This window comes from Streptomyces sp. NPDC047886, assembly GCF_043204435.1.
Taxonomy (GTDB): Bacteria; Actinomycetota; Actinomycetes; order Streptomycetales; family Streptomycetaceae; genus Streptomyces.
Genome location: NZ_JBIDCF010000002.1, coordinates 1,261,868 through 1,284,476, shown reverse-complemented (window position 1 = coordinate 1,284,476; position 22,609 = coordinate 1,261,868). Strand labels below are relative to the sequence as shown.

Here is a 22,609-nt window from a genome sequence, read left to right as displayed (position 1 = left end):
GGCCGTGTCCACCCGTTCCGCCCAGCGGAACGAGCATCGGGTGGGCGCGGCCTCGACGGCGTCCGACGGGGTGTCGGTACGTGCACCGAGGGGTGCGGCGTAGCGTGGAGCGCATGACTGTGTACGGATCCTTCCCCGGTGCGCGGCCGCGTCGGCTGCGTACCACCCCCACCATGCGGCGGATGGTCGCGGAGACGCGGCTGCACCCGGCGGACCTGATCCTTCCGGCGTTCGTACGCGAGGGCGTGTCCGCGCCCGTGCCGATCTCGGCGATGCCGGGGGTCGTCCAGCACACCCGCGACACGCTCCGGAAGGCCGCCGTGGAGGCCGTCGAGGCGGGCGTCTCGGGGATCATGCTGTTCGGTGTGCCGGAGGACGCGAAGAAGGACGCGGCCGGTACGGCGGGCACCGACCCGGACGGCATCCTCCAGGTCGCCATCCGGGACGTGCGCGCCGAGGTGGGCGACGACCTGGTGATCATGTCGGACCTGTGCCTGGACGAGTACACCGACCACGGCCACTGCGGCGTCCTCGACGCCGACGGCCGCGTCGACAACGACGCGACCCTGGAGCGGTACGCCGAGATGGCCCAGGTCCAGGCCGACGCCGGTGTCCATGTCGTGGGCCCCAGCGGCATGATGGACGGTCAGGTCGGTGTCGTCCGCGACGCGCTCGACACCATCGGCAAGGAGGACGTGTCGATCCTGGCGTACACCGCCAAGTACGCGTCCGCGTTCTACGGCCCGTTCCGCGAGGCCGTCGGCTCGTCGCTGAGCGGTGACCGCAAGACGTACCAGCAGGACCCGGCCAACGTGCGCGAGTCGATGCGCGAACTGGCCCTGGACCTGGACGAGGGCGCCGACATCGTCATGGTGAAGCCGGCCGGCCCGTACCTGGACATCCTCGCCAAGGTCGCCGACGCCGTGGACGTGCCGGTCGCCGCGTACCAGATCAGCGGCGAGTACGCGATGATCGAGGCCGCCGCCGAGCGGGGCTGGATCGACCGCGACAAGGCGATCCTGGAGTCCCTGACCGGTATCAGGCGGGCGGGCGCGCAGATGATCCTCACCTATTGGGCGACCGAGGTCGCGCGGCGGCTCGGCCGGGCCTAGGAGTCCGGGCCCGGCAGTTCGAAGAGGACCGCGCCCGCGGCGTCGTAGAGCGTGACGGTGTGCTCGCCGGGCCCGGTGGTGGCGTACCAGACGCCCCAGCCGGGCTCGCCGGGCAGTTCGATGAGGGACGCGGTGGTCGCCGTGCCGCCGCTGTCGGTGAGGACGACGCGGACGGGGCGGCCGCCGGTGCCGTAGTAGACCCCGGAGTGGAACGCCGCGTTCTCGCCGTCGCCCTCCGACTGGTGGCTGGCGCCGGGCCTGGCCGTGTCCAGGTTGCCGTCGACGGCGCTGCGGAAGTTCTCCCCGCCGTCGGGCCCCGACCAGTGCTTGCCCGCCTCGGTCAGCCACACCCGCACACCGGGCGCCGCGTCCACCCGCTCGCCCGGCGAGACGATCCTGGGCGGCGCGGGGACGGGGGGTTTCGACGGCCTGGGCGAGGGCGGGGCGCTGGCGGTCGGGGAGGCCGGAGTCACCGCGGAAGGGCCCCGCGCGGGCGTCAGGACGTGGTGGGCGGTGAAGGTCAGGGACGTCACCAGCACGGCGCAGCACGCCGTCAGCCCCGTCCTGCGGCGCCGACGGCGTGCCCGCCCGGCGCGCTCGACGGCCGCGAGCGGAACGGGTCCGGGCGTGATGTCGAGGGCCGTGTCGGCGAAGACGGTACGCAGCCGCCGGGCCTCGGCCGCTTCGGGTTCGGGTTCGTGCTCGGGTTCGGGGGTCATGGCTTCGCTCCGGAGGGGGCGTGGGGGTGGCCGGCGAACGCGGGGTGGGCGCGCAGCGCCTCCAGGCCACGCCTGGCGTGCGTCTTGACGGTGCCGACGGAGCAGTTCAGTACGTCGGCGATGTCCTGCTCGTTCAGGTCCTCCCAGTACCGCAGCACCATCACCGCGCGCTGACGGGCGGACAGGTCCGCCAGCGCCTCCAGCAGCGCCGCCCGCTGCTCGACCGTCTCGGCGTGCCCGGCGTGCGTGCGGTGTGCCGTCTCGGGCAGGAACGGCGTCAGCAGATGGACGACACGGCGACGGCGCACGCGGCTGAGGTTGTTGTTGACCAGCGCGCGCCGCACGTACGGGTCGACCTCGTCGCGGGGGATCCACCGCCAGCGCCCGTAGACCTTGGCCAGCGTGGTCTGGACGAGATCCTCCGCCTCGTGGAAGTCCCCGGTCAGGAGCTGTGCCGTACGCACCAGACGGGGCCAGGCCGCCGTGGCGAACTCGGCGAAGTCCGAGGTGTTCTCGTGCGGCACGGTGACGGTCCTCGCGATCGGGCCGGGGGAGGGGCCGGGGTGGGACGACGGCAGGGCCCGCCCCGTGCCGGGCCCTGCCGTCGGGATCAGAAGTCGAAGCCGGGCAGTTCGGCGAGGACCCTGCCCGCGCTGTCGTAGAGGGTGACGGACCGGCTGCCCGTCATGTCACCGGCGGCCGGGGTCGTCACGTACCAGGAGCCCCAGCCGGGCTCTCCCGCCAGCCTGATGAGCGCCGCGTCGGTGACCTTGCCCGCCTTGTCGGTGAGCGTGACGCGGGCCGCGTCCTTCGAGCCGTAGTACAGGCCCGAGTGGAAGACCCCCTTGGCCACGGGCTCCGACTGGTGGCTCACACCGGGCCGGGTCGTGTCCACGTTCCCGTCCACGACGCTGCGGAAGTTGACCGTGCCGTCCGGCGTCGACCAGTACTTGCCCTCCTCGGTCAGCCACAGCTTCACCCCGGGCGCCGCGCGCACCCGCTCGCCGGGCGCCACCACCCGCACCTGGGAGGTCGGTGCCTCCTTCCGCGCCTCGGCCTTCGGCTCGGCGGCCGCCGTCCTCGCCGTCGCGGTGACGACGGCAGTGGCGGTCGGCGTGGTCGGTGTGCTCGGCGTGCTTGGTGTGCTTGGTGTGCTCGGCGTGCTCGGTGAGGCGACGGCGTACGCCACGGTCGGCACGCCCACCAGCGCGGCCGCCACGGACACGGCCACCGCGTACTTCTTCATCCGGGTCATGGATGCGGGACTCCTTGCGATCAGCAGGGGCGGAACAGGTCGGAGCGGCGACTCTCCACCCCTCTCAACTCCGCCCGCACACGACCCGGATGACACGTCGGGCGGGTTGATTCCCTACGCGTCAGTCCCACCAGAAGACCCAGTGGTCGCGGTCGAGCACCTCCTCGACGGCGTACGCACGGCGCGAGTCGTAGTCCTGCCACACGGCGTCCGGGCAGAACGCCTCATGCTCGGCCGCCACGGCGAGCGCGTCCCCCACGGTGCGCGGCGGCGCCGCGACCGCGAGGTAGAGGAGGTCCTCGCCCAGCCCCACGACCCGTATGCCGAACCTGTCCTCCCACGAGCGGAGTACCGCCGACAACCGGACCGCGTCCGTGTGGTGGGACGAGCCTCCCCAGCCGAGCGCGGCGAGGACGTCCGCACCTCGGCGGGCCGGTACGAGCGCGCCCCGGGCGCCCTTCAACCACTCGTCGTTCGCCGCCAGTTCGCCCGCCACGCGGGCGGCCACGACATCGGGGTCCTCGTCCCCCCGGCCGGGCGGCGCGAGGCCGGGCCACGGCTCGTCGGCCGCCTCCTCGTCCTCCTCCCGGACCAGGTCCCACAGCTCGGTCAGCGTCGCCACGGGATCGAGGTCGTCCGGATCGGCCACCCGGCCCGGATGGAGGTACTGGGTATCCGTCAGCAGCACCGGCTGGAACCCGGCCGCCTCCCGCGCCGGCAGGAGACGCCCCCAGGTGTCGGACGTCGCGGGCTCGTCCGCGCGCCAGAAGGACGGCTGTACGCGTACGGTGCCGGGCGGCAGGTCCAGGCCCAGCGCGTTCGGGTTGATGACCATACGACGACCCTAGGTGCCGCCACTGACAATCGGCCGGGCCCGCGGCGCCCCGGCCCATGAGGGCACATCAGCCCATGAGGGCGATGATCAGCCGGCCCGGTACGAGGTACAGCGTGGCCGCCGTGCTGCCCAGGAAGACCGGCAGGCCCACCAGTGCGCCCACGGCGAGCCCCAGCGGGGTCCAGGGGCCGTGCAGGGACGGGTCACCGTTCCGCTTCGGCACGTACCAGACCGTCCGGAACGGGAGGGGCTCCGCGAACTGGTTGTCCACGGTGCGCGTGTACTCGTGCTGACGCCCCGACACATCGGTGACGCCGTAGACGTGTTCGCGGCCCACGTGGCGCAGCAGGGGCGCCCGTGTGGTGCGGCCCCGGCGCGCCATTCTCCAGAGCGTGGTCACCGCCGTGTACGTGCCCCACCCGGACACGAACGCCAGTCCCGCGATGGTCCCGCCCGCGGTGACGCTCAGCAACGCCCAGACGGCTTCGCCCAGCGCGCCGAGGACCACGGCGTACAGGACGAGACCGGCGCCCATCGCGTAGAGCGGGAACTCGCCCGGCATCCGCTTGTGCGGCGGCGGGTTCTTCGCCGCCGCTCCCGGCGGGCCCCAGCCGCTCGCGACGGGGCGGGCGCCTTCGGTGATGCGTACCGCGTCCGCGCCGCAGACCGGGACGGTCCGCCCCACGCCGCCGTCCGGCGTCCACTCGACCTCCGTGACGGAAGGGCCGTGGCGGGGGTCGAAGAAGCAGAGGGGGAGGCGCTCGGGCAGCGGCCGCCCGGCGAGACGGGCTTCCAGGCGGTCCAGGGCGTGCCTGCCGTCGTCCAGGCGTCGCAGGGCGTCCTGGGCGCCGTCGGGGCGCCGCAGGGCCCGGGAGGCCGCCTCGTACGCGTCGAGGGCCTGTTCGTAGTCGGCGACGGCCTCCGCCGTGGCGCCGGGCCGGTGGGGCGTGAAGGGATGCTCGGCCAGCGCCTCGCCGAACGCGGTGATCTCCGAGTCCAGGTCCCGGTCCGGGGTGCCGCCGCCGCGTCCGCCGCCGGATCTCACGCCGGGACCTCCTCGGCCGGCGCCTCGACACCCGTCGGCGGGGCCTCGATCAGGGTCTCACCGGTCGCGGTCGGTCCGTGTGCGTAGCGCATGCCGTGATGGTAGGGCGGCCTCCGTGGACGGCGGCCGCCCTCGCGGTGGGTGTGCCGAGGGTCACCCGCGACCGGCGGGAACCCGGCCCGGGACGGGGGCGGGGGAGGGCGCCGTCGACGGTGAGGGGGCCGTCAGCCGGTCGGCTCCGTCGGGGACGGGGACCGAGGCGAAGATGGCGTTCTGCTGGTCCTGGAGCTCCTTCTCGCGCTCGGGCGTCGTGGTGGGCAGCCGCTGCTCCTCGTACAGCCTGTGTGTCGCCTCCTGGGCCCACTTGCTCGCCGGGGTGTGGAACTGGATCTCGAACCGCATGCCGGAACGGGGTGACCGCCAGGCCGAGTTGACCGCCTTGTAGCCGTGGGCGCCGGCCCAGGTGTTCTTCCAGCGGATGCTGTCGTTGCCCCAGGACGACAGGTGCGACGAGGCGGCGGTGACGCCTGCCGTGTAGTGGCCGTCGGGCCACTGGAGCGTGTAGCGGACGGCGTCGTTGATCGTGGCGATCGCGGCCTCCACGTTCTGCCCCGGCGTCTCGCGCAGCGAGGTGGCGACCTTCCGCTTGAGGGAGTCCGGAGACTTCAGGCGGTTGTCGAATCCGATCAGCTCGGCGTCGGTCAGCCAGGCAGCCGCCCGGACCTGCGGGCTGATCGTGCGCTCGGCCTTGCGTGCCTCGGCGATGAACGCGTCGACCTTGGCGTTGTCCGAGGCGTTCAGCCGCAGCCCGTCCTGGTGCCAGCCGTCCTGCTCGGGCTCGTCCGCCGTGGCGGTCATGGCGCCGGTCAGGGCTCCCGACAGCGCGAGCGCGGCGGTCAGCGCGGTCGCGACGGCCGTCCGGGGAACGGCGTGCTGGGTCTCCATACGGTCTCGGGTCCTCTCCGGGGGGTGGTCTTCTCCGGAGGGACAACAGCGGCAGCGGCCCCGGGGTTGCGCCTGAACGGGCGAACCGCGCCCGACCGGAGCACCCTGGAAGGAGCCACGGGAGGTGAACCGCCATGCACACACTCGTCGGATGGCATGTCGACATGGAGTTTCAGGAGGAGGGCAGCAAGACGCGTGCGGCCGCCCTGGTCAGGCTCGGTGACGGCACCGAGGTGCGCGGTCACGGCAACGCACAGCGCCACCCGTCGGACGCCGAGCAGCTCCGGGTGGGCGAGGAGATCGCCGGCGCACGCGCGCTGATGGACATCGCCACACAGCTGCTGCAGAAGGCGCACGTCGAGATCGACGACGCGAAGGGGAAACCGTCGCACCCGCTGATCTGACGCGTCGGCCGGTCTGAGGCCCCGGCCGACGGCAGGTGCGGGGCACGCGGTATGGGGGCGGCGGTCGGTCGCCGCCCCCACACCGCGTGGTCAGAGGCGCTCGGGCGTACGGATGCCGAGCAGCGCCATGCCCTGGCGCAGGGTGCGGGCGGTCAGCTCGCACAGGAACAGCCGGTTCTCCACATGGGCGGGGGTGTCCGCCTTGAGGACCGGGCACTCCGAGTAGAACGTCGTGTAGGCCGACGCCAGCTGGTACAGATACGCGGCGAGCTTGTGCGGCTCGTACGTCTCCGCCACCTCGGCCAGCGTCTCCGCGAACCGGTCCAGGTGCAGGCCCAGCGCACGCTCGGCCGGGGCCAGCTCCAGCTCCGGGTGGGCCAGCGGCACGGTGTCGCCCGCCTTGCGGAGGATGGACTTGATCCGGGCGTACGCGTACTGGAGGTACACGGACGTGTCGCCGTTCAGCGACACCATCTGGTCCAGGTCGAACTTGTAGTCCCGGGCCGCCGAGGTCGACAGGTCGGCGTACTTGATGGCGCCGATACCGACCTGGGTGCCGCGCTCGGCGATCTCGTCCTCGGTCAGGTCCTGGGCCTTCTCGCGGACCACGGCCGAGGCCCGGTCGATGGCCTCGTCCAGCAGGTCGACCAGCCGGACCGTCTCGCCCTCACGGGTCTTGAACGGCTTGCCGTCCTTGCCGAGGACCGTGCCGAACGCGAGCTGCACCGCCTTGACGTCCTCGTTGAGCCAGCCCGCCCGGCGGGCCGTCTCGAAGACCATCTTGAAGTGCAGCGACTGCCGCGCGTCCACCACGTACAGCAGGGTGCTCGCGCCCAGGTTGCCGACCCGGTCGCGGATCGCCGACAGGTCCGTGGCGGCGTACCCGTACCCGCCGTTGGACTTCCGGACGATCAGCGGGACGGGGTTGCCGTCCGGACCCTTCACGTCGTCGAAGAACACGCAGAGCGCGCCCTCGGAGCGGACGGCGACACCGGACTCCTCAAGGAGGCGGCACGTCTCGTCCAGCATGTCGTTGTAGCCGGACTCGCCGACCACGTCCGGGTCCCGGATGTCCATGTCCAGCTTGTTGAAGACCGAATAGAAGTAGATCTTCGACTCGTCCACGAACCGCTGCCACAGGTCCAGGGTCTCCTTGTCCCCGGACTGGAGGGACACGACCCGGTCGCGCGAGCGCGCCTTGAACTCCTCGTCGGAGTCGAACAGGGTCCGCGACGCCTTGTACAGCCTGTTCAGGTTGGACATGGCCTGCTCGCCGGAGACCTCCTCGCCCGGCTTGTGGTCCAGCTCGTGCGGGTGCTCGATCAGGTACTGGATGAGCATGCCGAACTGGGTGCCCCAGTCGCCGATGTGGTGGCGCCGGACCACCTTCTCGCCCGCGTACTCCAGGATCTGCACCATCGCGTCACCGATGACCGCCGACCGGAGATGGCCGACGTGCATCTCCTTGGCCACGTTCGGCTGGGCGTAGTCGATCACCGTGGTGCCGGGCTGCTCGGCGAACGGCACACCGAGCCGCTCGTCGGCGGCGCGGGCCGCCAGCGTCTCGGTGATCGCCTTGTCGGAGATCGTGATGTTGAGGAAGCCCGGACCGGAGACCTCGATGTCCCGCAGGACGTCGCTGTCGCCGATCGCGTCGACCACCTTGCCCGCCAGCTCGCGCGGGTTGCCCTTCAGCTTCTTGGCCAGGGCCAGGATGCCGTTGGCCTGGAAGTCGGCCCGGTCGCTTCGTCGCAGCAGCGGGTCGGCGGCGCCGGCTTCCGGCAGGGCTGCCGAAAGGGCGTCCGCGAGGCGCTGCTGCACGGTCGAAGCGAGGGAAGGGACCGAGGCCATGAGCTTCCGTTCCTGTGTCGAGGTCGGTGAGGTGTTATTGCGCTTGTCAAGTGTCCCACGGCCGAGCAACCTGTTTGTCCGGCCTGTGGACAACCCGGGCCGAACCCCCGGCCGGGACGCCGTGGTCCCCACAGGTCCACGCCGGCCTGTGGACAACCTTCGAGGCGGTTGTTCCGTCTGGGAGAATGGCGTACGCCAACTCTTTCGAGATCCGTCATCCAGAAGAACCAAGGACGTGCCGATCGTGGCTCAGAGCAGCACCGAGACCGACTGGGTCTCCCGTTTCGCGGACGAGGTCATCGCCGAGTCGGAGCGACGTGCGCCTGGCAAACCGGTCGTGGTCGCCTCCGGCCTGTCGCCGTCCGGCCCCATCCACCTGGGCAACCTCCGCGAGGTCATGACCCCGCACCTGGTCGCCGACGAGATCCGGCGGCGGGGCCACGAGGTCCGGCACCTGATCTCCTGGGACGACTACGACCGGTACCGCAAGGTCCCGGCCGGCGTCCCCGGCACCGACGAGACGTGGGCCGAACACATCGGCAAGCCGCTCACGTCCGTCCCGGCCCCGGCCGGCTCGCCGCACGCCAACTGGGCCGAGCACTTCAAGGCCGCGATGATCGAGTCGCTGGCCGAGCTCGGCGTCGAGTACGACGGCATCAGCCAGACCGAGCAGTACACGAGCGGCGCCTACCGCGAGCAGATCCTGCACGCGATGAGGCACCGCGCGGACATCGACGCGATCCTCGACCGGTACCGGACGAAGGACAAGGCCACCGGCCAGCCGAAGAAGGGGCAGCAGCCCCAGCAGAAGCAGAAGCAGCAGAAGCCGGTCGACGAGGCCGAGCTGGAGGCCGCCGAGGGCTCCGGCGCGGCCGGCGAGGACGACGGCTCGGGCGGTGCCGGCGGCTACTTCCCGTACAAGCCGTACTGCGGGCAGTGCGAGCGCGACCTCACCACCGTCACGTCGTACGACGACGAGACCACCGAGCTGGCGTACACCTGCGTGTGCGGCTTCGCCGAGACCGTACGGCTGAGCGAGTTCGACCGGGGCAAGCTGGTCTGGAAGGTCGACTGGCCGATGCGCTGGGCGTACGAAGGCGTGATCTTCGAGCCGAGCGGTGTCGACCACTCGTCGCCCGGCTCGTCGTTCGTCGTCGGCGGGCAGATCGTCCGCGAGGTCTTCGACGGCGTGCAGCCCATCGGGCCCATGTACGCCTTCGTCGGCATCTCCGGCATGGCCAAGATGTCCTCGTCGAAGGGCGGCGTGCCGACCCCGGCCGACGCGCTGAAGATCATGGAGGCGCCGCTGCTGCGCTGGCTGTACGCGCGCCGCAAGCCCAACCAGTCCTTCAAGATCGCCTTCGACCAGGAGATCCAGCGGCTCTACGACGAGTGGGACAAGCTGGAGGCCAAGGTGGCCGACGGCAGCGCCCTGCCCGCCGACGCCGCCGCCCACACCCGGGCGGTGCGCACGGCCGCCGGTGAGCTGCCGCGCACGCCGCGCCCCCTGCCGTACCGGACCCTCGCCTCCGTCGTGGACATCACCGCCGGACACGACGAGCAGACCCTGAGGATCCTCAGCGAGCTCGACCCGGCCGACCCGCTGTCCTCGCTGGACGAGGTCCGCCCGAGGCTGGACCGCGCCGAGAACTGGATCACCACCCAGGTCCCGGCCGACGCCCGCACCATCGTCCGCGACGAGCCCGACACGGAGCTGCTGGGTTCGCTGGACGAGGAGGGCCGCGAATCGCTGCGGCTGCTGCTGGAGGGCCTGGACAGCCACTGGTCCCTCGACGGCCTGACGACGCTGGTCTACGGCGTCCCGAAGGTCATGGCCGGGCTCGACCCGGAGGCCAAGCCGACGCCGGAGCTGAAGGTCGCCCAGCGCACGTTCTTCGCGCTGCTGTACCGGCTGCTGGTGAGCCGGGACACCGGCCCGCGTCTGCCCACGCTGCTGCTGGCGGTCGGCGCCGACCGGGTGCGCAAGCTGCTCGCCGCGTAACACGCGTCACGGACGGAGGGTCTCACCCCGGGAGTCTCGCCCCGAGCTCCACGGGGTGAGACCCTCCGCCGATGTCCGCCGCGCCGACTGCGTCCTTCGGATGACCGCCGGTTCGTTCCGGCGCAGGACGCCTCGGCCGCCCGGCCGGGAGACCGTGGAACCATGAGAGAGATCGTGGCCGTCGCGGGCTGGTTCACGGGTGTGCAGGGCCTGTTGGGCATCGCCGGCAGGATGTTCGGGGACGGGCCGTGGGGCCTGCTACCGCGCTGGTGGGACGTTCCGACCGCCGGATACGCGGTCATCGCCGTCGCGGGCGCCGCCCTCGCCGTGTACGGGGAGACGGCGAAGGCGCGGAAGCGTTCCGCCGCCTGACCCCGGGGGTCAGGCGATGTGCTCGGCGGCCAGCTCCGCCTGGTAGCGGCCCCGGAACTCGGGCTGGAGCCTGCGCAGCAGGACGGCGCTCAGCGGGTGCCGGATGCCGTGCGCGTCCGCCAGGTGTATGTCGAGGACCTCGCTGCTCGGCCAGTCGTTGTGCTCGGCGACGTACAGCTTGAACACCTCGTACGCGAGGCGGGCGAACTCCTCCGCGTCGGCGTCGCCCGGAGTCTCCTCCTGGCCCGGGACCGGGAAGTCCTGGTCCTCCGGGCCCGACGGGACCCGCACCGGCGTGGGCTCCAGACCCTCGATGTACGTCGGGTCGTACGCGCCCTCGTAGGCGGTCGGCGGCAGCTGCGGCGCCTGGAACCAGGGGCTGTGGTGGTTGGCGGGCAGCGGGTGCTGCGGCGCCTGCTCGGCCGGGTCGCCACCCGGGTCGCCGGGGTCGCCCTGGTCCTGCGCCGGATGCTGGTGTGCCTCGGGCTGCCGGTCCGCCCGCTGGGCCGGCTGGGGAGCCGGCCGCTGTCCCGACGGGCCCTGCGGCTGGGGCTGAGGCTGGGACGGTGCGGGAGCCTGCGGCTCGGCCTGTGCCTGGCGCTCGGCCTGTGCCTGCGGCCCGGCCTGTGCCTGGGGACGGGGCGGTTCCGGGGCGGTGCCGGCCTGCGGGAGTTCCCGCGCCCCCGCCGCGACCAGGGCCGGGGCGCCCTCCGCATCGGCCACCGGGTTCGGGGGCAGCAGCACCGGCTCGATGCCCGCCGCCGCGAGGCCCGCCGGGGCGGTCTCGGCGAGCGGCACACCGTACTTCGCCAGGCGCAGCGGCATCAGCGCCTCGACCGGTGCCTTACGCCGCCACGAGCGGCCGAACCGGGCCTGGAGGCGGGCCTGGTAGATGAGCCGGTCCTGCTCCAGCTTGATCACCTGCTCGTACGAGCGCAGCTCCCACAGCTTCATGCGGCGCCACAGCCGGAACGTGGGCACCGGCGAGAGCAGCCAACGGGTGAGCCGTACGCCCTCCATGTGCTTGTCGGCGGTGATGTCCGCGATGCGGCCCACCGCGTGCCGCGCGGCCTCCACCGCGACGACGAACAGCACCGGGATCACGGCGTGCATGCCCACGCCGAGCGGGTCGGGCCAGGCCGCCGCACCGTTGAACGCGATCGTCGCGGCGGTCAGCAGCCACGCCGTCTGCCGCAGCAGCGGGAACGGTATGCGTATCCACGTCAGCAGCAGGTCGAGCGCCAGCAGCACGCAGATGCCCGCGTCGATGCCGATCGGGAAGAAGTACGAGAAGTCGCCGAAGCCCTTCTGCACGGCGAGCTCGCGCACCGCCGCGTACGAGCCCGCGAAACCGATCGCGGCGATGATCACCGCACCGGCGACGACGACACCGATCAAGACCCGGTGCATCCGTGTCAGTTGCATCGCGGCCACCCGCGACCCCTCCCCGTGATTCGACATCTGGCGGGCACAGCCTGGCACACGTGTACGGAGCCCGGCCCTCGGGGGAGGTCCGGACTCCGTGTCCGATCCGTGCGCGTGGCCGCCGGGCGGCAGCCGACGGCCGTTACCCGTTGGCCGTGGCGATCGACGTCACCGCCTCCTTGGCGGCCGTGACCGTGCCCTTCATCAGGGTCGAGGGGGACGGGTTCTTGGCGCCCGCGTAACCCGTGCCGTTGTAGGACACGGTGACGACCGCGTTCGCCGTGCGGGTCACGACCACCGCGTACGTGAAGGTCTCCCCGGACTTCTTCACGTTGTAGGTGAAGGCCGTCGCCGTGTCGCCGACACCAGCCGGGGAAGTGGCCAGCTCGGTGGCTCCCTCGGTCGCCTTCACCTCGGCGACCCTCTCCGCGTACCGCTTCTCGGCGCGCTGCTCACCACTGCCGAGGGTCGCCTCCGAGTCGTAGCGCACGAGGGCGATGTCGATCCAGTGGTAGTTCGAGCCCTTGAGGCCCTTGTCGTCCAGCCCGTTCCAGGAGCAGCCGGCCCGGCTGGCGACATCGGTGGACTTGCCCGGTGTGCCCGCCTTCTTCTTCACCTCAGGCACCAGCTTCTCGATCGTCTTCGCCGAGACGGCCTTGCACGGGTCGGGCAGCTTCGTGTACTTCGCGGGAGCCACCGTGGGCGACTTCGCGGCCTCCGGCGAGGCGGACGCGGCGGGCGACTTCTTCGCGGCGCTGTCGCCGTCGGAGTCGGACGAGCAGCCGGCGGCGACGAGCATCACCGGTACGGCGGCGCAGGCGAGTATGCGGGTGAGTCGCGGAGCTGATCGGTGCATGGTTCCTTCAGTCGCTTGTCGTACGGTCCGGCAATCCGGCCACGGTAGCCCGACTCGGTGCCTGCCCGGGGGAGCCCGGCGGTTACCGAACGTCACGGGCGGGGTGGGGCGGGGCGTGGCCCGCCGCTGCTACTCGTCGAACCGCTCGGCCAGAATCCGGGCCAGGCCCTGCGCCTTTTCCTGGAGTTCCTTGCTGTCGGGGACGTCGGTGATCCGGGCGGGCTGCTCGCCGTACCGGACGGTCACGATGACGTTCGATGTGCGGAACACCACGCTGACGGTCCGCCGCTGGGCCGTCGATCCGGCGCGGGCCAGGTCGTCGTCGATGAACGCGGCGTCGGCGAGGTCGGCGAGGATGCGCGGCTCCAGGCCCTCGGGCGTCGCACCGGTGGTGGCGGTGGCGCCGGCCGACGGGGTGGTGGCCGCGGGGCCGGTTGCCGCCGGGCCGCTGGGGGACGCGGGGGTGGGTGTGGCCGTCTGCGCCTGCTTGCCCTCGCCCTCGGCCTCGCCCTCGGCCCCGGTGGACGGCTTGCCGGTGGGGCCGGTGGGGCCGGTGGGGGTGCCGGCGGCCGGCGGGACGGTGCCGGGCTTCGCCGTACGGGCCGGGATCCCGGCGGCCGCCTCCTTGCCGGCGAAGATCTCCTGCGCCCGGTCGTCGTCGCTGACCGTCGGGTCGTAGGAGACGACCCGTTCGAAGTCGATCGTCAGCTGGTGCGAGGCGTCCGGCCCGTCGGTCTTCCAACTGCAACCCGCGCGGCGGTCGTTGTCGTACGTGACGGAGGGCGTGCCGCGCAGGACGCGGTCGCGCTGCTCATCGGAGAGGTCCGCGATCCCGGGCAGCAGATCGCGCAGCGTCGAGCGCTGGACCGAGCCGCAGGGCTCGTACAGGGTCCGGTACCGCCCGGGGGCGGCGACCGCACCGGATCCGGCGCCGGCCTTGGAGTCGGTGGCGGAGCCCTCGGAACCGGAACCGGCGGTGCAGCCGGTGACACCGGCGGCGACAGCCGCGAGAAGTACGGCCAGGCCGGGTACGTACGCCCTTCGCTGCACCGTCCAGGGCTCCTTTCGCTGTGGTCACTCTGGCTGGTCACTCTGGTCCGCTGTGCGGGAAAACAGCTTGCCGGTCGAGGTCGGCCGCTGACCACAATGTGTATCGCACGCACAGCCGTCGCTGCCGGTCCGCTGCCGCCTTCGCGGGCCTTGGCACCGGTTTTTGCGTTTTCCAGCTTTCGTGGGGGTTTGAGGAATCATGTCGTATGTAGAGGTGCCCGGGGCGAAGGTCCCGATCCGGATGTGGACGGATCCGTCCACCGTCGAGGACGTCGCGATGCGACAGCTCCAGAACGTCGCCACCCTGCCGTGGATCAAGGGCCTGGCCGTGATGCCGGACGTCCACTTCGGCAAGGGCGCGACGGTCGGTTCGGTGATCGCGATGCGGGGCGCGGTCTGCCCGGCGGCGGTCGGTGTGGACATCGGCTGCGGCATGTCGGCCGTCAAGACGTCGCTCACCGCGAACGACCTCCCGGGTGACCTCTCGGGGCTCCGCTCGAAGATCGAGCAGGCCATTCCGGTCGGCCGGGGCATGCACGACGAGCTGGTGGACCCCGCCGATCTGCACGGCTTTCCGGCGGCGGGCTGGGACGACTTCTGGTCCCGGTTCAGCGGGATCGCCGACGCGGTCAAGTTCCGTCAGGAACGTGCCACAAAGCAGATGGGAACGCTCGGATCCGGAAACCACTTCATTGAGTTCTGTCTCGATGAGTCGGGTTCTGTCTGGCTGATGCTGCACTCCGGGTCTCGGAACATCGGCAAGGAGCTCGCCGACCACCACATCGGCGTGGCCCGGAAGCTGGCGCACAACCAGGACCTGGTCGACCGCGACCTCGCCGTCTTCGTCGCCGACACCCCCGAGATGGCGGCATACCGGAACGATCTCTTCTGGGCGCAGGAGTACGCGAAGTACAACCGCGCGATCATGATGGGCATCTTCCAGTCCGTGGTGCGCAAGGAGTTCAAGAAGGCCAGGGTCACGTTCGAGCCGGTGATCTCCTGCCACCACAACTACGTGGCGGAGGAGCGGTACGACGGGATGGACCTGCTGGTCACGCGGAAGGGAGCGATCCGGGCGGGCGGCGGCGAGTACGGGATCATCCCCGGCTCGATGGGCACCGGCTCGTACATCGTGAAGGGCCTCGGCAACGAGAAGTCCTTCAACTCGGCCTCGCACGGCGCCGGCCGGAAGATGAGCCGCACCGCCGCGAAACGCCGGTTCTCCACCCGGGACCTGGAGGAGCAGACGCGGGGTGTGGAGTGCCGCAAGGACTCCGGCGTCGTGGACGAGATCCCGGGCGCGTACAAACCGATCGAGAAGGTCATCGACCAGCAGCGCGACCTGGTCCAGGTCGTCGCGAAGCTGAAGCAGGTCATCTGCGTGAAGGGCTGAACGCGCTGACGGGGGTTTCCCCCACCCGGGAACGACCGGGTGGCGGGATGGTCCGGTGACGGGCCCCGTCGGGAGCATGGACGGGTCAGGAGGATCCGTCGAAGGGGCTCGTCGATGTTCGTGGGGAATGGCCGTACCCGTCGCCGTCGCAGGGCGGCGGGCGTGGCGGCGGCCGTGCTGGCTGTGACAGCGGTCGCCGTGGGGGCGGCGGGGCCGGCCGCCGCTGGGGAGGGCCCGCCGGTCGGGGTGTGGGCCATGGACGGGTACGGCACCGTGCTCTCGGTGGAGCCGGGCCGGTTGCGCGAGTACCAGGTGACGGCTGTCAGCTGCGCGGAGGGATACACCGCCGAGCGGTCCGGGGGCGACGGCGGGACGGCCCGCTACACCACCGACGACCTGACGGTGCTGACGCTCAGGGCGGGCGGCGGCCACGGGCGCGCCTCGTTGCACATCGACGGTTCGACCGGGGACCGGGGGCTGCGGCGCGTCGCCGCCCTGCCCGAGGTCTGTACGGACACGGCTCCCGCCGACGGTCCCGTGGCGGCCTTCGACGCCTTCTGGCAGACCTTCGCGGAGAACTACCCGTTCTTCGCGGCCAAGGGCGTCGACTGGTCGGCGGTGCGCGACCGCTACCGGCCCCGGATCGGCCCCGACACGACACGCGACGAACTGTTCGCCGTGTTCGGCGAGATGGTGGCGCCCCTGAACGACGCCCATGTGGTCGTCTCCGAGAAGGACGGCCCCCGGTTCTTCTTCGCCGTCCGGCCCGGCACCGTCCTGCCAGGCCCGGACCTCGACACCAAGGTGAAGACCTTCGTCCAGGAACGCGACCTGAACGGGCGTCCCCTCCAGGAGTACGCCCGGGGCCGCGTCTCCTACGCGGACCTGCCCGGCGGGCGCGGCTACCTGCGCGTCTCGGGGTTCGCCGGCTACACCGAGGAGAACAGCTACGCCGCCAACGGCGCCGAGCTCGACCGGGCACTGGACGCCATCCTCAGCCGGGAGCGGGTCGCCCGGCTCAAGGGCCTGGTCGTCGACCTCCGGATCAACGGCGGCGGTTCCGACGCGCTCGGCCTGCGGATCGCCTCCCGGCTGACCGACCGCCCCTACTTCGCGTACGCCAAGCGGGTCCGCGACGATCCGTGGGACGCCACGAGCTTCACGCGTCCGCAGCCGCTGTACGTCCGCCCGGCGGCGGCGCCCCGTTACACCGGGCCCGTCGCCGTGCTCACCGGCGGCTCGACGTTCAGCGCCGGTGAGACGTTCATCCAGGCGCTGATGGAGCGCCCCGGCGCCAGGACCGTACGGATCGGGCAGGCGACGCAGGGTGTCTTCTCCGATGTACTCGCACGCGCGCTCCCGGGCGGCTGGCAGCTCGGTCTGCCCAACGAGGAGTTCCTCACCCGCGCCGGCCGCACCTTCGACGGCACGGGCATCCCGCCGCACATCGAGGTGCCGGTCTTCACGGACGAGGAGTTCGCGCGGCGCCGCGACTCCGCCTTCGACGCGGCCGTCGGGTTCCTCGGGGGCCGACCGGGCCGGTGAGAGGCGCGCGCCGGCCGGCGGCCGGGTTCGGCGACTCGGCCTGCGGGGCCTGCTCGGGGTGAGGGGCGATGCGATCGGGGCGGTGGGCGACCGGCTCGGGGGTTCGGTCGCCGACCGGGCGCCGGGTCAGAGCTCTCGGTGGACCTTGGTGTTGGACGCCTGGGCGCGGGGGCGGACGACCAGGAGGTCGATGTTGACGTGTGCGGGTCGGGTGACCGCCCAGCCGATGGTGTCGGCGACATCGTCGGCGGTGAGCGGTTCCGCCACGCCCGCGTAGACCTTGGCCGCCTTCTCGGTGTCGCCGCGGAAGCGGGTGGTGGCGAACTCCTCGGTCCTCACCATGCCGGGGGCGATCTCGACGACCCGGACCGGGGTGCCGACGATCTCCAGGCGGAGCGTCTCGGCGAGGACGCGGGCGCCGTTCTTCGCCGCGACGTAGCCCGCACCGCCCTCGTAGGTGGAGTGGCCCGCGGTGGAGGAGACGACCACGATCGTGCCGTCGCCGCTCGCGGTGAGCGCCGGCAGCAGGGCCTGCGTCATGTTGAGCGTGCCGATGACGTTGACCTCGTACATCCGGCGCCAGTCCTCGGGGTCGCCGGTGGCGACGGGGTCCGCCCCGAGCGCGCCGCCCGCGTTGTTCACCAGGACGGCGAGGGTGCGGAACGCGGTGGCGAACGCGTCGACGGCGGCGCGGTCGGTGACGTCGAGGGCGTACGCGGTCGCCTGGTGGCCCGCCTCGTTGATCTCGGCGGCCACGGCCTCGATGCGGTCCTTGCGGCGGGCGGTGAGCACCACCCGGTATCCCGCCGCGGCGAGTCGGCGGGCCGTGGCGGCGCCGATGCCGCTGCTGGCCCCGGTGACGACGGCGATGGGGGCGGTGGCGGGTGCGCCGGCGGCGGCGGTCATGGCGGTGCTCCTCGCACGGGTGAGCGACGGTGGTGGGGTCAGGATAGGCGGCCGCGCTTGGGCGCGGCGGGGTTCGGGGGGCGGGCCCGGGGCCGGGCCGCCGGGTCAGCGCCCGCGTGGCGCGTACATGATCACGGCCATGCCCGCGAGGCAGATCAGCGCGCCGACCACGTCCCAGCGGTCGGGTCGGTAGCCGTCGGCGGCCATCGCCCAGGCGAGCGAGCCGACGACGAACACGCCGCCGTACGCCGCGAGGATCCGGCCGAACTCGCCCTGCGGCTGGAGCGTGGCGACGAAGCCGTACGCGCCCAGGGCCAGGACGCCCGTGCCGATCCAGATCCAGCCCCGGTGCTCGCGCACGCCCTGCCAGACCAGCCAGGCGCCGCCGATCTCGCAGAGCGCGGCGAGCAGGAAGAGTGCGGCGGAACGGGCGACAAGCATGGGCTCAGCGTGGCACGGACCGCGTGGCTGCGGTGATGCGGGGGTGTGAAATCGGTACCTTCGGGACATGGTTGCGATGCGCAAGGCTGCGCTGGCTGTGTCGGTCGCGGCGATGACGGTCGTGGGTGTGGGTGGGGGTGCCGGGGCGATCGGCGCCGAGGCGGATGTGGCGCACCATGGGTATGCCTCTCTGTCGGGCGGTCGGCTCGATGTCCTCGTGCTGAGCCGGAATCACGGCCCTTCGCACCTCGACGATGCGACGGTGCGGCTCGCCTTCTCGGTGCCCCTCGTCGCCTCGGGGCAGCGGAAGCTGCCGGCGGGATGCCTGTGGGGCGGCGAGCGGGTGGTGCTGTGTTCGACGGGGCGGCTGCCCGGCGACGGCTCGCGGCGCGAGCTGGTGCTCGACCTGCGGACGGCCGGTACGCCCCACGAGGTGACGGTGCAGATCAGCACCGCGTGGAACGGCGGTGCCACCGACCGGAACGAGGACAACAACACGCACCGGGTGCTGGTGCCGGACACCGGGGATCCCTACGTCTTCTGACCCGGTGTGGTCGCCGGTCCTGCCCCGTTGCGCGGGTGCTGTGCCGGGTTTGTCGTGCCGCGGCGTGGGCGGCACACTCAAGGGGTGATCATCGAACATGCGTACGCACATGTGGCGTCCTATGACGAGGACGACTGGCCCTGGTCCGTTCCCTGTGTGCGGCGCCTGCTGGAGGAGGGGCTCCGGTTCACCGCGCCTGTGACCTTTCTGGTCGGCGAGAACGGCTCCGGCAAGTCCACCCTGGTGGAGGCCCTCGCGGAGGGCTTCGGACTGGACTCCTGGGGCGGCTCGCACGACTGGCGGTACGCCACACGGCGGGGCAAGTCGGTGCTCGGCGAGTGCGTGCGCTTCGACGCGGCGTCGCCGCGCGGGCGGCGCATGCTGGCCGCCCGGCATGCCCGCAAGGGGTTCTTCCTGCGTGCCGAGACGGCGTTGGACGCGCTGGACCGGGAGGGCTTCGCGCCGGACGCGGTCAGTCATGGCGAAGGGTTCCTCGCGGCGTTCCGCGGCAAGTTCCTCCAGCCGGGACTGTATGTGATGGACGAGCCCGAGGCGGCACTCTCCTTCACCTCCTGCCTTGAGCTGCTGGGCCATATCGACCAGCTGGTCCGGAAGGGCGGACAGGTCATCTGCGCGACGCACTCGCCGCTGCTGACCGCGCTGCCGGGCGCGGACATCGTGGAGGTCGGCGAGCACGGCATGCGCCGGGTGGCGTGGCACGAACTCGCCCTGGTCGACCACTGGCGGCGCTACCTCAGCGACCCTCGCGCCTATCTGCGGCACGTGCTGGAGTAGGCCGGGCGGCTGCCCGCCCGGCCCGGGGGGTCAGTGCTGGGGCGTGCGGTCCTGGGCCCAGGCGATGTAGCCGTCGGGGCGGACCAGCAGGGCGTCGCGGCGGGCGGCGTTCGCCCAGTGCGCCCGTATGACGGCACCCGCGGCGGCGGATGCGGGGACCTCCGGCCTGGTGCCCTCCGGGGCGATGAGCACGAACGCGCCCTCGCGGAGCTGTTCGTACAGCCGCCCCTCGGCCAATGCCAGGTCGGGTGCGCGCCGTCCGGTCAGCCGGTGCGCACCGCGCTCGGCCCCGTAGGCGATACCGATGCCGCTGACCATGCCGACGGCCCTGGCGGAGGCCGGGCGCACGGTGTTCAGGATTCGTGCGGCGACGGCCCGGATCGTCCGGCCGAGCGGGGTGTGCGCCATCGCGAGGCGGACGATGGCGCCGCTGGCGCGCAGCACGGCCGTCCCGACCGGGTGCCGCTCCGCGTGGTAGCTGTCGAGCAGCGCCTCGGGGTTCCGGGCCCGCCCTCCCAGGACCGCGGCGAGCTTCCAGGACAGGTTGGCGGCGTCCTGGAGGCCGGTGTTCATGCCCTGGCCGCCGGCCGGGGAGTGGACATGGGCGGCGTCCCCGGCGAGGAAGACCCGGCCGACGCGGTAGGCCGGGACCTGGCGCTCGTCACTGTGGAAGCGCGAGATCCAGCGGGCGTCGTGCATGCCGTGGTCGCTGCCGAGCGCCTGGCGGGCGATCTCGCGGACCTCGTCCAGGTCCACGGGCGCGCTGTCGGGGACCTGGCGGTGCCGGTTCCAGCCCATGACCCGGTACCAGCCGTCACCGAAGGGCGCGATGAAGGCGAAGGCGTCCTTGGAGCCGTTGACGGTGAGCAGCGCCTCCGGTTCCTCGGTGAGCCGGACGTCGGCGAGGACCAGGGAGCGGATCACCGCGTGCCCCGGGAAGGGCAGGCCGAGCTGGTCCCGCACGGTGCTGCGGACGCCGTCGGCACCGACGAGATAGCGGGCGCGCAGGGTCGTGCGCGCTCCGTCCGGGCCGGTCAGCTCGGCCGTGACCCCGTCCGGGTCCTGCGCCAGGCCGTCCAGCGTCGTGCCGTGCCGGAAGGCGACGCCCTCCGCCAGGGCGCGGCGCTCCACGAGGCGTTCGACCTCGTACTGCGGGGTGATGAGGACGTACGGGAACCGGGAGCGCAGTCGCGAGAGGTCGAGGGCGAGGTGGCGGAACAGCCGCAGCCGGGTGAGGGCGGTGCCCGTCTTCACCAGCTCGTCGGCCAGGCCGCGCGCGTCGAACAGCTCCAGGGTGCGGGCGTGCACGGCGAAGGCCCGCGTCATGTTGCTGATCCCGTGCGGCCTGCGCTCGACGACGGTGACATCGAATCCCGCCGCGGCGAGGTCGCCGGCGAGGAGCGTCCCCGTGGGTCCCGCCCCGACGACGATGACATCGGTCTCTGTGGTGCTCGGCTTGCCGTTCATGACGCCTCCCGAGTGCACGAGCTGTCGCTCGACCTTGGTCAACAGGTGTTGGCCAACGTGTGTTGTCAACGCTTGTTGGCAAATGTAGAGCTGCTGGCTCTGGCGTGTCAACACCTGTTGGCCTACAGTTGTTGACATGAAGGAAGTCCCTGCTGAAGCTCCTGCTCACGCGCCGGAGGACTCGGGCGAGCGGCCGGCGCCGCGCCGCTCGGACGCCACCCGCGCCGCGATCCTCGACGCCGCCCGGGAGCGGTTCGCCGCCGACGGCTACGAGCGCGCCACCATCCGCTCCATCGCCCGCGACGCGGGCATCGACCCGTCGATGGTGATGCGCTACTACGGCAACAAGGAGGGACTCTTCGCCGCCGCCTCGGAGATCGACCTGCGTCTCCCGCCCGTCGCGGCGCTGCCCGCCAAGCACATCGGCGCCGTCCTGGTCACCCACTTCCTCGACCGGTGGGAGACGGACGAGGTGCTGACCGCGCTGCTCCGCGCCGGAGCGACCAACGCGGCCGGGGCGGAACGCATGCGCGAGGTCTTCCGGACCCAGCTGGGGCCGATCGCGGCCGGTGTCTGCCCCGACCCGGCCGACGCGCCCCGCCGTGCCGCCCTCGCCGCGTCCCAGATCCTGGGGATGGCCCTGGCCCGCTTCGTGCTGCGCCTCCCGCCCGCCACCGAGATGAGCCGCGAGGAGGTGATCGCCTGGCTGGCACCCACGATCCAGCGCTATCTGACGGCGGAACGGCCATGACGGCGGAACGGCCATGACGGCGGAACGGCCATGACGGCGGAACGGCCATGACGGTGGAGGGCCATGAGGGTGGAACGGGCATGAGGGTGGGACTGCCGGCGGTCCCGTAGGTCAGGCCGCCGCACCGCCGAAGTCGCGCAGCGCGTTCTCGACGATGGCCTCCAGGCGGGCGTGGTGTGCCCCGCGCCAGTACACCCTGCCGCACTCGGTGCACTGGGCGAACACGTCGTACGTGCTCCGCGTGCCCTGTTCGAGGCTCTCGCGGACCTCGTCCTTGTCGGCCTCCGTCAGCACCCCGTTGCAGGCGGTGCAGCGCGTCCACGGCGCGAGCGGCGGGGCGAACCGCTCCAGCACGTCCCGGAGTTGCTCGTCCGGCCGGTCGCTGTACACGTACGCGCCGGCCCACAGCTCGCGCCGCCGCAACAGGCCCCGGTCCCGCGAGAGCATCACGCGCCGCTCCCGCGCGGACAGCGCGGCCAGCGCGGCGTCACCGATGTCCTCGCTCTCGTACGCCGCGTCGACGCCGAGCAGCCGCAACCGCCGGGCCAGCGTGCCGAGATGCACGTCCAGCAGGAAGCGGAGGGGCGCGCCCGGGACCGGCTGCGGGCGCTCGACGCCCCGCACCTCGACGTGCTCGCCCTCGGCCGGGATGTGCGATGTCGCGACCGGGCGGCCGTCCACCAGGAGCTCACCGGCCTCGGTGAGCGGCACCCCCAGCGACTCGACGACATGGCCGAGCGTCGACACGCCGTCGGTGACCACGGCGCTGCGCCCGGCGCGGCGGGGCGCGGCGACGAATACGCCCAGGTCGGAGGTGAAGCTGATGTGGATCTCCGGTCCTCTCACGCGGCCAGGATGCCACCGGGCGTAGCGCGCCAGCCAGATCATTTCCCGTG

Annotated in this window: 23 protein-coding genes; 9 read left to right on the top strand and 14 right to left on the bottom strand. The window is 72.3% G+C overall.

From position 1 onward, the window contains the following. The first annotated feature begins 113 nt into the window (after positions 1-113). A complete protein-coding gene (gene hemB / locus ACGF5U_RS11510) occupies positions 114-1,112 on the top strand; it encodes a porphobilinogen synthase (protein WP_392716216.1) in 999 nt (332 codons plus the stop codon). On the opposite strand, the gene ACGF5U_RS11505 is transcribed toward hemB, so the two are convergent. From ACGF5U_RS11505 to ACGF5U_RS11480, 6 genes are all read right to left on the bottom strand, one after another. Beyond that, a complete protein-coding gene (locus tag ACGF5U_RS11505; protein ID WP_392716214.1) occupies positions 1,109-1,831 on the bottom strand; it encodes a hypothetical protein in 723 nt (240 codons plus the stop codon). The two genes, hemB and ACGF5U_RS11505, sit on opposite strands and share 4 nt — an antisense overlap. Next, positions 1,828-2,355, bottom strand: a complete 528-nt coding sequence (locus tag ACGF5U_RS11500; RefSeq protein WP_392716212.1) for a SigE family RNA polymerase sigma factor — start codon at positions 2,353-2,355, stop codon at positions 1,828-1,830. Before ACGF5U_RS11500 ends, ACGF5U_RS11505 begins: the two co-directional genes overlap by 4 nt. An 86-nt stretch (positions 2,356-2,441) precedes the next feature. Further along, positions 2,442-3,086: a hypothetical protein gene (locus ACGF5U_RS11495; RefSeq protein WP_392716210.1), complete on the bottom strand. Its 645-nt coding sequence runs from the start codon at positions 3,084-3,086 to the stop codon at positions 2,442-2,444. 121 nt (positions 3,087-3,207) lie between these two features. Then, on the bottom strand, positions 3,208-3,921 hold the full coding sequence (locus ACGF5U_RS11490; protein WP_392716208.1) for a DUF4253 domain-containing protein: 714 nt from the start codon (positions 3,919-3,921) through the stop codon (positions 3,208-3,210). 67 nt (positions 3,922-3,988) lie between these two features. Continuing rightward, on the bottom strand, positions 3,989-4,966 hold the full coding sequence (locus tag ACGF5U_RS11485; RefSeq protein ID WP_392716206.1) for a hypothetical protein: 978 nt from the start codon (positions 4,964-4,966) through the stop codon (positions 3,989-3,991). A 153-nt stretch (positions 4,967-5,119) separates the two neighbouring features. Next, positions 5,120-5,911, bottom strand: a complete 792-nt coding sequence (locus ACGF5U_RS11480) for an ATP nucleotide 3'-pyrophosphokinase (RefSeq protein ID WP_392716204.1) — start codon at positions 5,909-5,911, stop codon at positions 5,120-5,122. A gap of 134 nt (positions 5,912-6,045) precedes the next feature. Between ACGF5U_RS11480 and ACGF5U_RS11475 the strand changes: the two genes are divergently transcribed. Continuing rightward, complete coding sequence (locus ACGF5U_RS11475; protein WP_392716202.1) at positions 6,046-6,315, top strand: DUF1876 domain-containing protein; 270 nt, start codon at positions 6,046-6,048, stop codon at positions 6,313-6,315. A gap of 90 nt (positions 6,316-6,405) precedes the next feature. Here the strand turns inward: ACGF5U_RS11475 and argS are convergent, their stop codons facing one another. Beyond that, positions 6,406-8,166, bottom strand: coding sequence for an arginine--tRNA ligase (argS, locus tag ACGF5U_RS11470; protein WP_392716200.1), 1,761 nt, complete (start codon positions 8,164-8,166; stop codon positions 6,406-6,408). 235 nt (positions 8,167-8,401) lie between these two features. On the opposite strand from argS, the gene lysS reads away from it, so the two are divergent. Together lysS and ACGF5U_RS11460 are read left to right on the top strand one after the other, a co-directional pair. Continuing rightward, positions 8,402-10,168, top strand: a complete 1,767-nt coding sequence (lysS, locus tag ACGF5U_RS11465) for a lysine--tRNA ligase (RefSeq protein ID WP_392716198.1) — start codon at positions 8,402-8,404, stop codon at positions 10,166-10,168. A 162-nt stretch (positions 10,169-10,330) separates the two neighbouring features. Beyond that, the gene (locus ACGF5U_RS11460) at positions 10,331-10,540 is read left to right on the top strand and encodes a hypothetical protein (RefSeq protein ID WP_392716196.1); all 210 of its coding nucleotides are present in this window, start codon (positions 10,331-10,333) and stop codon (positions 10,538-10,540) included. Positions 10,541-10,549: 9 nt separating this feature from the next. On the opposite strand, the gene ACGF5U_RS11455 is transcribed toward ACGF5U_RS11460, so the two are convergent. The 3 genes from ACGF5U_RS11455 to ACGF5U_RS11445 form a co-directional block, all read right to left on the bottom strand. Beyond that, positions 10,550-11,974: a DUF2637 domain-containing protein gene (locus ACGF5U_RS11455; RefSeq protein WP_392716194.1), complete on the bottom strand. Its 1,425-nt coding sequence runs from the start codon at positions 11,972-11,974 to the stop codon at positions 10,550-10,552. Between the two features lie 133 nt (positions 11,975-12,107). Continuing rightward, the gene (locus ACGF5U_RS11450; protein ID WP_392716192.1) at positions 12,108-12,821 is read right to left on the bottom strand and encodes a DUF3558 family protein; all 714 of its coding nucleotides are present in this window, start codon (positions 12,819-12,821) and stop codon (positions 12,108-12,110) included. Positions 12,822-12,950: 129 nt separating this feature from the next. Beyond that, a complete protein-coding gene (locus ACGF5U_RS11445; RefSeq protein WP_392716190.1) occupies positions 12,951-13,871 on the bottom strand; it encodes a DUF3558 domain-containing protein in 921 nt (306 codons plus the stop codon). Between the two features lie 199 nt (positions 13,872-14,070). On the opposite strand from ACGF5U_RS11445, the gene ACGF5U_RS11440 reads away from it, so the two are divergent. Together ACGF5U_RS11440 and ACGF5U_RS11435 are read left to right on the top strand one after the other, a co-directional pair. Next, on the top strand, positions 14,071-15,264 hold the full coding sequence (locus ACGF5U_RS11440; RefSeq protein WP_392716188.1) for an RtcB family protein: 1,194 nt from the start codon (positions 14,071-14,073) through the stop codon (positions 15,262-15,264). A 114-nt stretch (positions 15,265-15,378) separates the two neighbouring features. After that, positions 15,379-16,809, top strand: a complete 1,431-nt coding sequence (locus ACGF5U_RS11435) for a S41 family peptidase (protein WP_392716186.1) — start codon at positions 15,379-15,381, stop codon at positions 16,807-16,809. Positions 16,810-16,935: 126 nt separating this feature from the next. Here ACGF5U_RS11435 and ACGF5U_RS11430 read toward each other — a convergent pair whose 3' ends face one another. Together ACGF5U_RS11430 and ACGF5U_RS11425 are read right to left on the bottom strand one after the other, a co-directional pair. Next, positions 16,936-17,715, bottom strand: a complete 780-nt coding sequence (locus ACGF5U_RS11430; protein WP_392716184.1) for an SDR family NAD(P)-dependent oxidoreductase — start codon at positions 17,713-17,715, stop codon at positions 16,936-16,938. Between the two features lie 105 nt (positions 17,716-17,820). After that, positions 17,821-18,156, bottom strand: a complete 336-nt coding sequence (locus ACGF5U_RS11425; RefSeq protein ID WP_392716182.1) for a YnfA family protein — start codon at positions 18,154-18,156, stop codon at positions 17,821-17,823. 67 nt (positions 18,157-18,223) lie between these two features. On the opposite strand from ACGF5U_RS11425, the gene ACGF5U_RS11420 reads away from it, so the two are divergent. Together ACGF5U_RS11420 and ACGF5U_RS11415 are read left to right on the top strand one after the other, a co-directional pair. Then, entirely contained in the window at positions 18,224-18,700 is a 477-nt protein-coding gene (locus tag ACGF5U_RS11420; RefSeq protein WP_392716180.1) for a hypothetical protein, read from the top strand. A gap of 84 nt (positions 18,701-18,784) precedes the next feature. Further along, the gene (locus ACGF5U_RS11415) at positions 18,785-19,495 is read left to right on the top strand and encodes an AAA family ATPase (protein ID WP_392716178.1); all 711 of its coding nucleotides are present in this window, start codon (positions 18,785-18,787) and stop codon (positions 19,493-19,495) included. A 30-nt stretch (positions 19,496-19,525) separates the two neighbouring features. On the opposite strand, the gene ACGF5U_RS11410 is transcribed toward ACGF5U_RS11415, so the two are convergent. Continuing rightward, the gene (locus ACGF5U_RS11410) at positions 19,526-20,962 is read right to left on the bottom strand and encodes an FAD-dependent monooxygenase (RefSeq protein WP_392716176.1); all 1,437 of its coding nucleotides are present in this window, start codon (positions 20,960-20,962) and stop codon (positions 19,526-19,528) included. 136 nt (positions 20,963-21,098) lie between these two features. On the opposite strand from ACGF5U_RS11410, the gene ACGF5U_RS11405 reads away from it, so the two are divergent. Next, positions 21,099-21,713: a TetR family transcriptional regulator gene (locus tag ACGF5U_RS11405; RefSeq protein WP_392716174.1), complete on the top strand. Its 615-nt coding sequence runs from the start codon at positions 21,099-21,101 to the stop codon at positions 21,711-21,713. Positions 21,714-21,824: 111 nt separating this feature from the next. Here the strand turns inward: ACGF5U_RS11405 and ACGF5U_RS11400 are convergent, their stop codons facing one another. Then, entirely contained in the window at positions 21,825-22,559 is a 735-nt protein-coding gene (locus tag ACGF5U_RS11400) for a Mut7-C RNAse domain-containing protein (RefSeq protein WP_392716172.1), read from the bottom strand. Between the last annotated feature and the right edge of the window lie 50 nt (positions 22,560-22,609).

What these genes read in the sequence shown, in the direction of transcription:
- ACGF5U_RS11405 (WP_392716174.1), top strand. Translation starts at nt 21,099, where the DNA reads ATGAAGGAAGTCCCTGCTGAAGCTCCTGCTCACGCGCCGGAGGACTCG.
- ACGF5U_RS11495 (WP_392716210.1), bottom strand. Translation starts at nt 3,086, where the DNA reads ATGACCCGGATGAAGAAGTACGCGGTGGCCGTGTCCGTGGCGGCCGCG.
- ACGF5U_RS11410 (WP_392716176.1), bottom strand. Translation starts at nt 20,962, where the DNA reads ATGAACGGCAAGCCGAGCACCACAGAGACCGATGTCATCGTCGTCGGG.
- ACGF5U_RS11505 (WP_392716214.1), bottom strand. Translation starts at nt 1,831, where the DNA reads ATGACCCCCGAACCCGAGCACGAACCCGAACCCGAAGCGGCCGAGGCC.
- ACGF5U_RS11435 (WP_392716186.1), top strand. Translation starts at nt 15,379, where the DNA reads ATGTTCGTGGGGAATGGCCGTACCCGTCGCCGTCGCAGGGCGGCGGGC.
- ACGF5U_RS11440 (WP_392716188.1), top strand. Translation starts at nt 14,071, where the DNA reads ATGTCGTATGTAGAGGTGCCCGGGGCGAAGGTCCCGATCCGGATGTGG.
- ACGF5U_RS11460 (WP_392716196.1), top strand. Translation starts at nt 10,331, where the DNA reads ATGAGAGAGATCGTGGCCGTCGCGGGCTGGTTCACGGGTGTGCAGGGC.
- ACGF5U_RS11420 (WP_392716180.1), top strand. Translation starts at nt 18,224, where the DNA reads ATGGTTGCGATGCGCAAGGCTGCGCTGGCTGTGTCGGTCGCGGCGATG.
- ACGF5U_RS11490 (WP_392716208.1), bottom strand. Translation starts at nt 3,921, where the DNA reads ATGGTCATCAACCCGAACGCGCTGGGCCTGGACCTGCCGCCCGGCACC.
- hemB (WP_392716216.1), top strand. Translation starts at nt 114, where the DNA reads ATGACTGTGTACGGATCCTTCCCCGGTGCGCGGCCGCGTCGGCTGCGT.
- ACGF5U_RS11425 (WP_392716182.1), bottom strand. Translation starts at nt 18,156, where the DNA reads ATGCTTGTCGCCCGTTCCGCCGCACTCTTCCTGCTCGCCGCGCTCTGC.
- ACGF5U_RS11450 (WP_392716192.1), bottom strand. Translation starts at nt 12,821, where the DNA reads ATGCACCGATCAGCTCCGCGACTCACCCGCATACTCGCCTGCGCCGCC.
- argS (WP_392716200.1), bottom strand. Translation starts at nt 8,166, where the DNA reads ATGGCCTCGGTCCCTTCCCTCGCTTCGACCGTGCAGCAGCGCCTCGCG.
- ACGF5U_RS11430 (WP_392716184.1), bottom strand. Translation starts at nt 17,715, where the DNA reads ATGACCGCCGCCGCCGGCGCACCCGCCACCGCCCCCATCGCCGTCGTC.
- ACGF5U_RS11475 (WP_392716202.1), top strand. Translation starts at nt 6,046, where the DNA reads ATGCACACACTCGTCGGATGGCATGTCGACATGGAGTTTCAGGAGGAG.
- ACGF5U_RS11480 (WP_392716204.1), bottom strand. Translation starts at nt 5,911, where the DNA reads ATGGAGACCCAGCACGCCGTTCCCCGGACGGCCGTCGCGACCGCGCTG.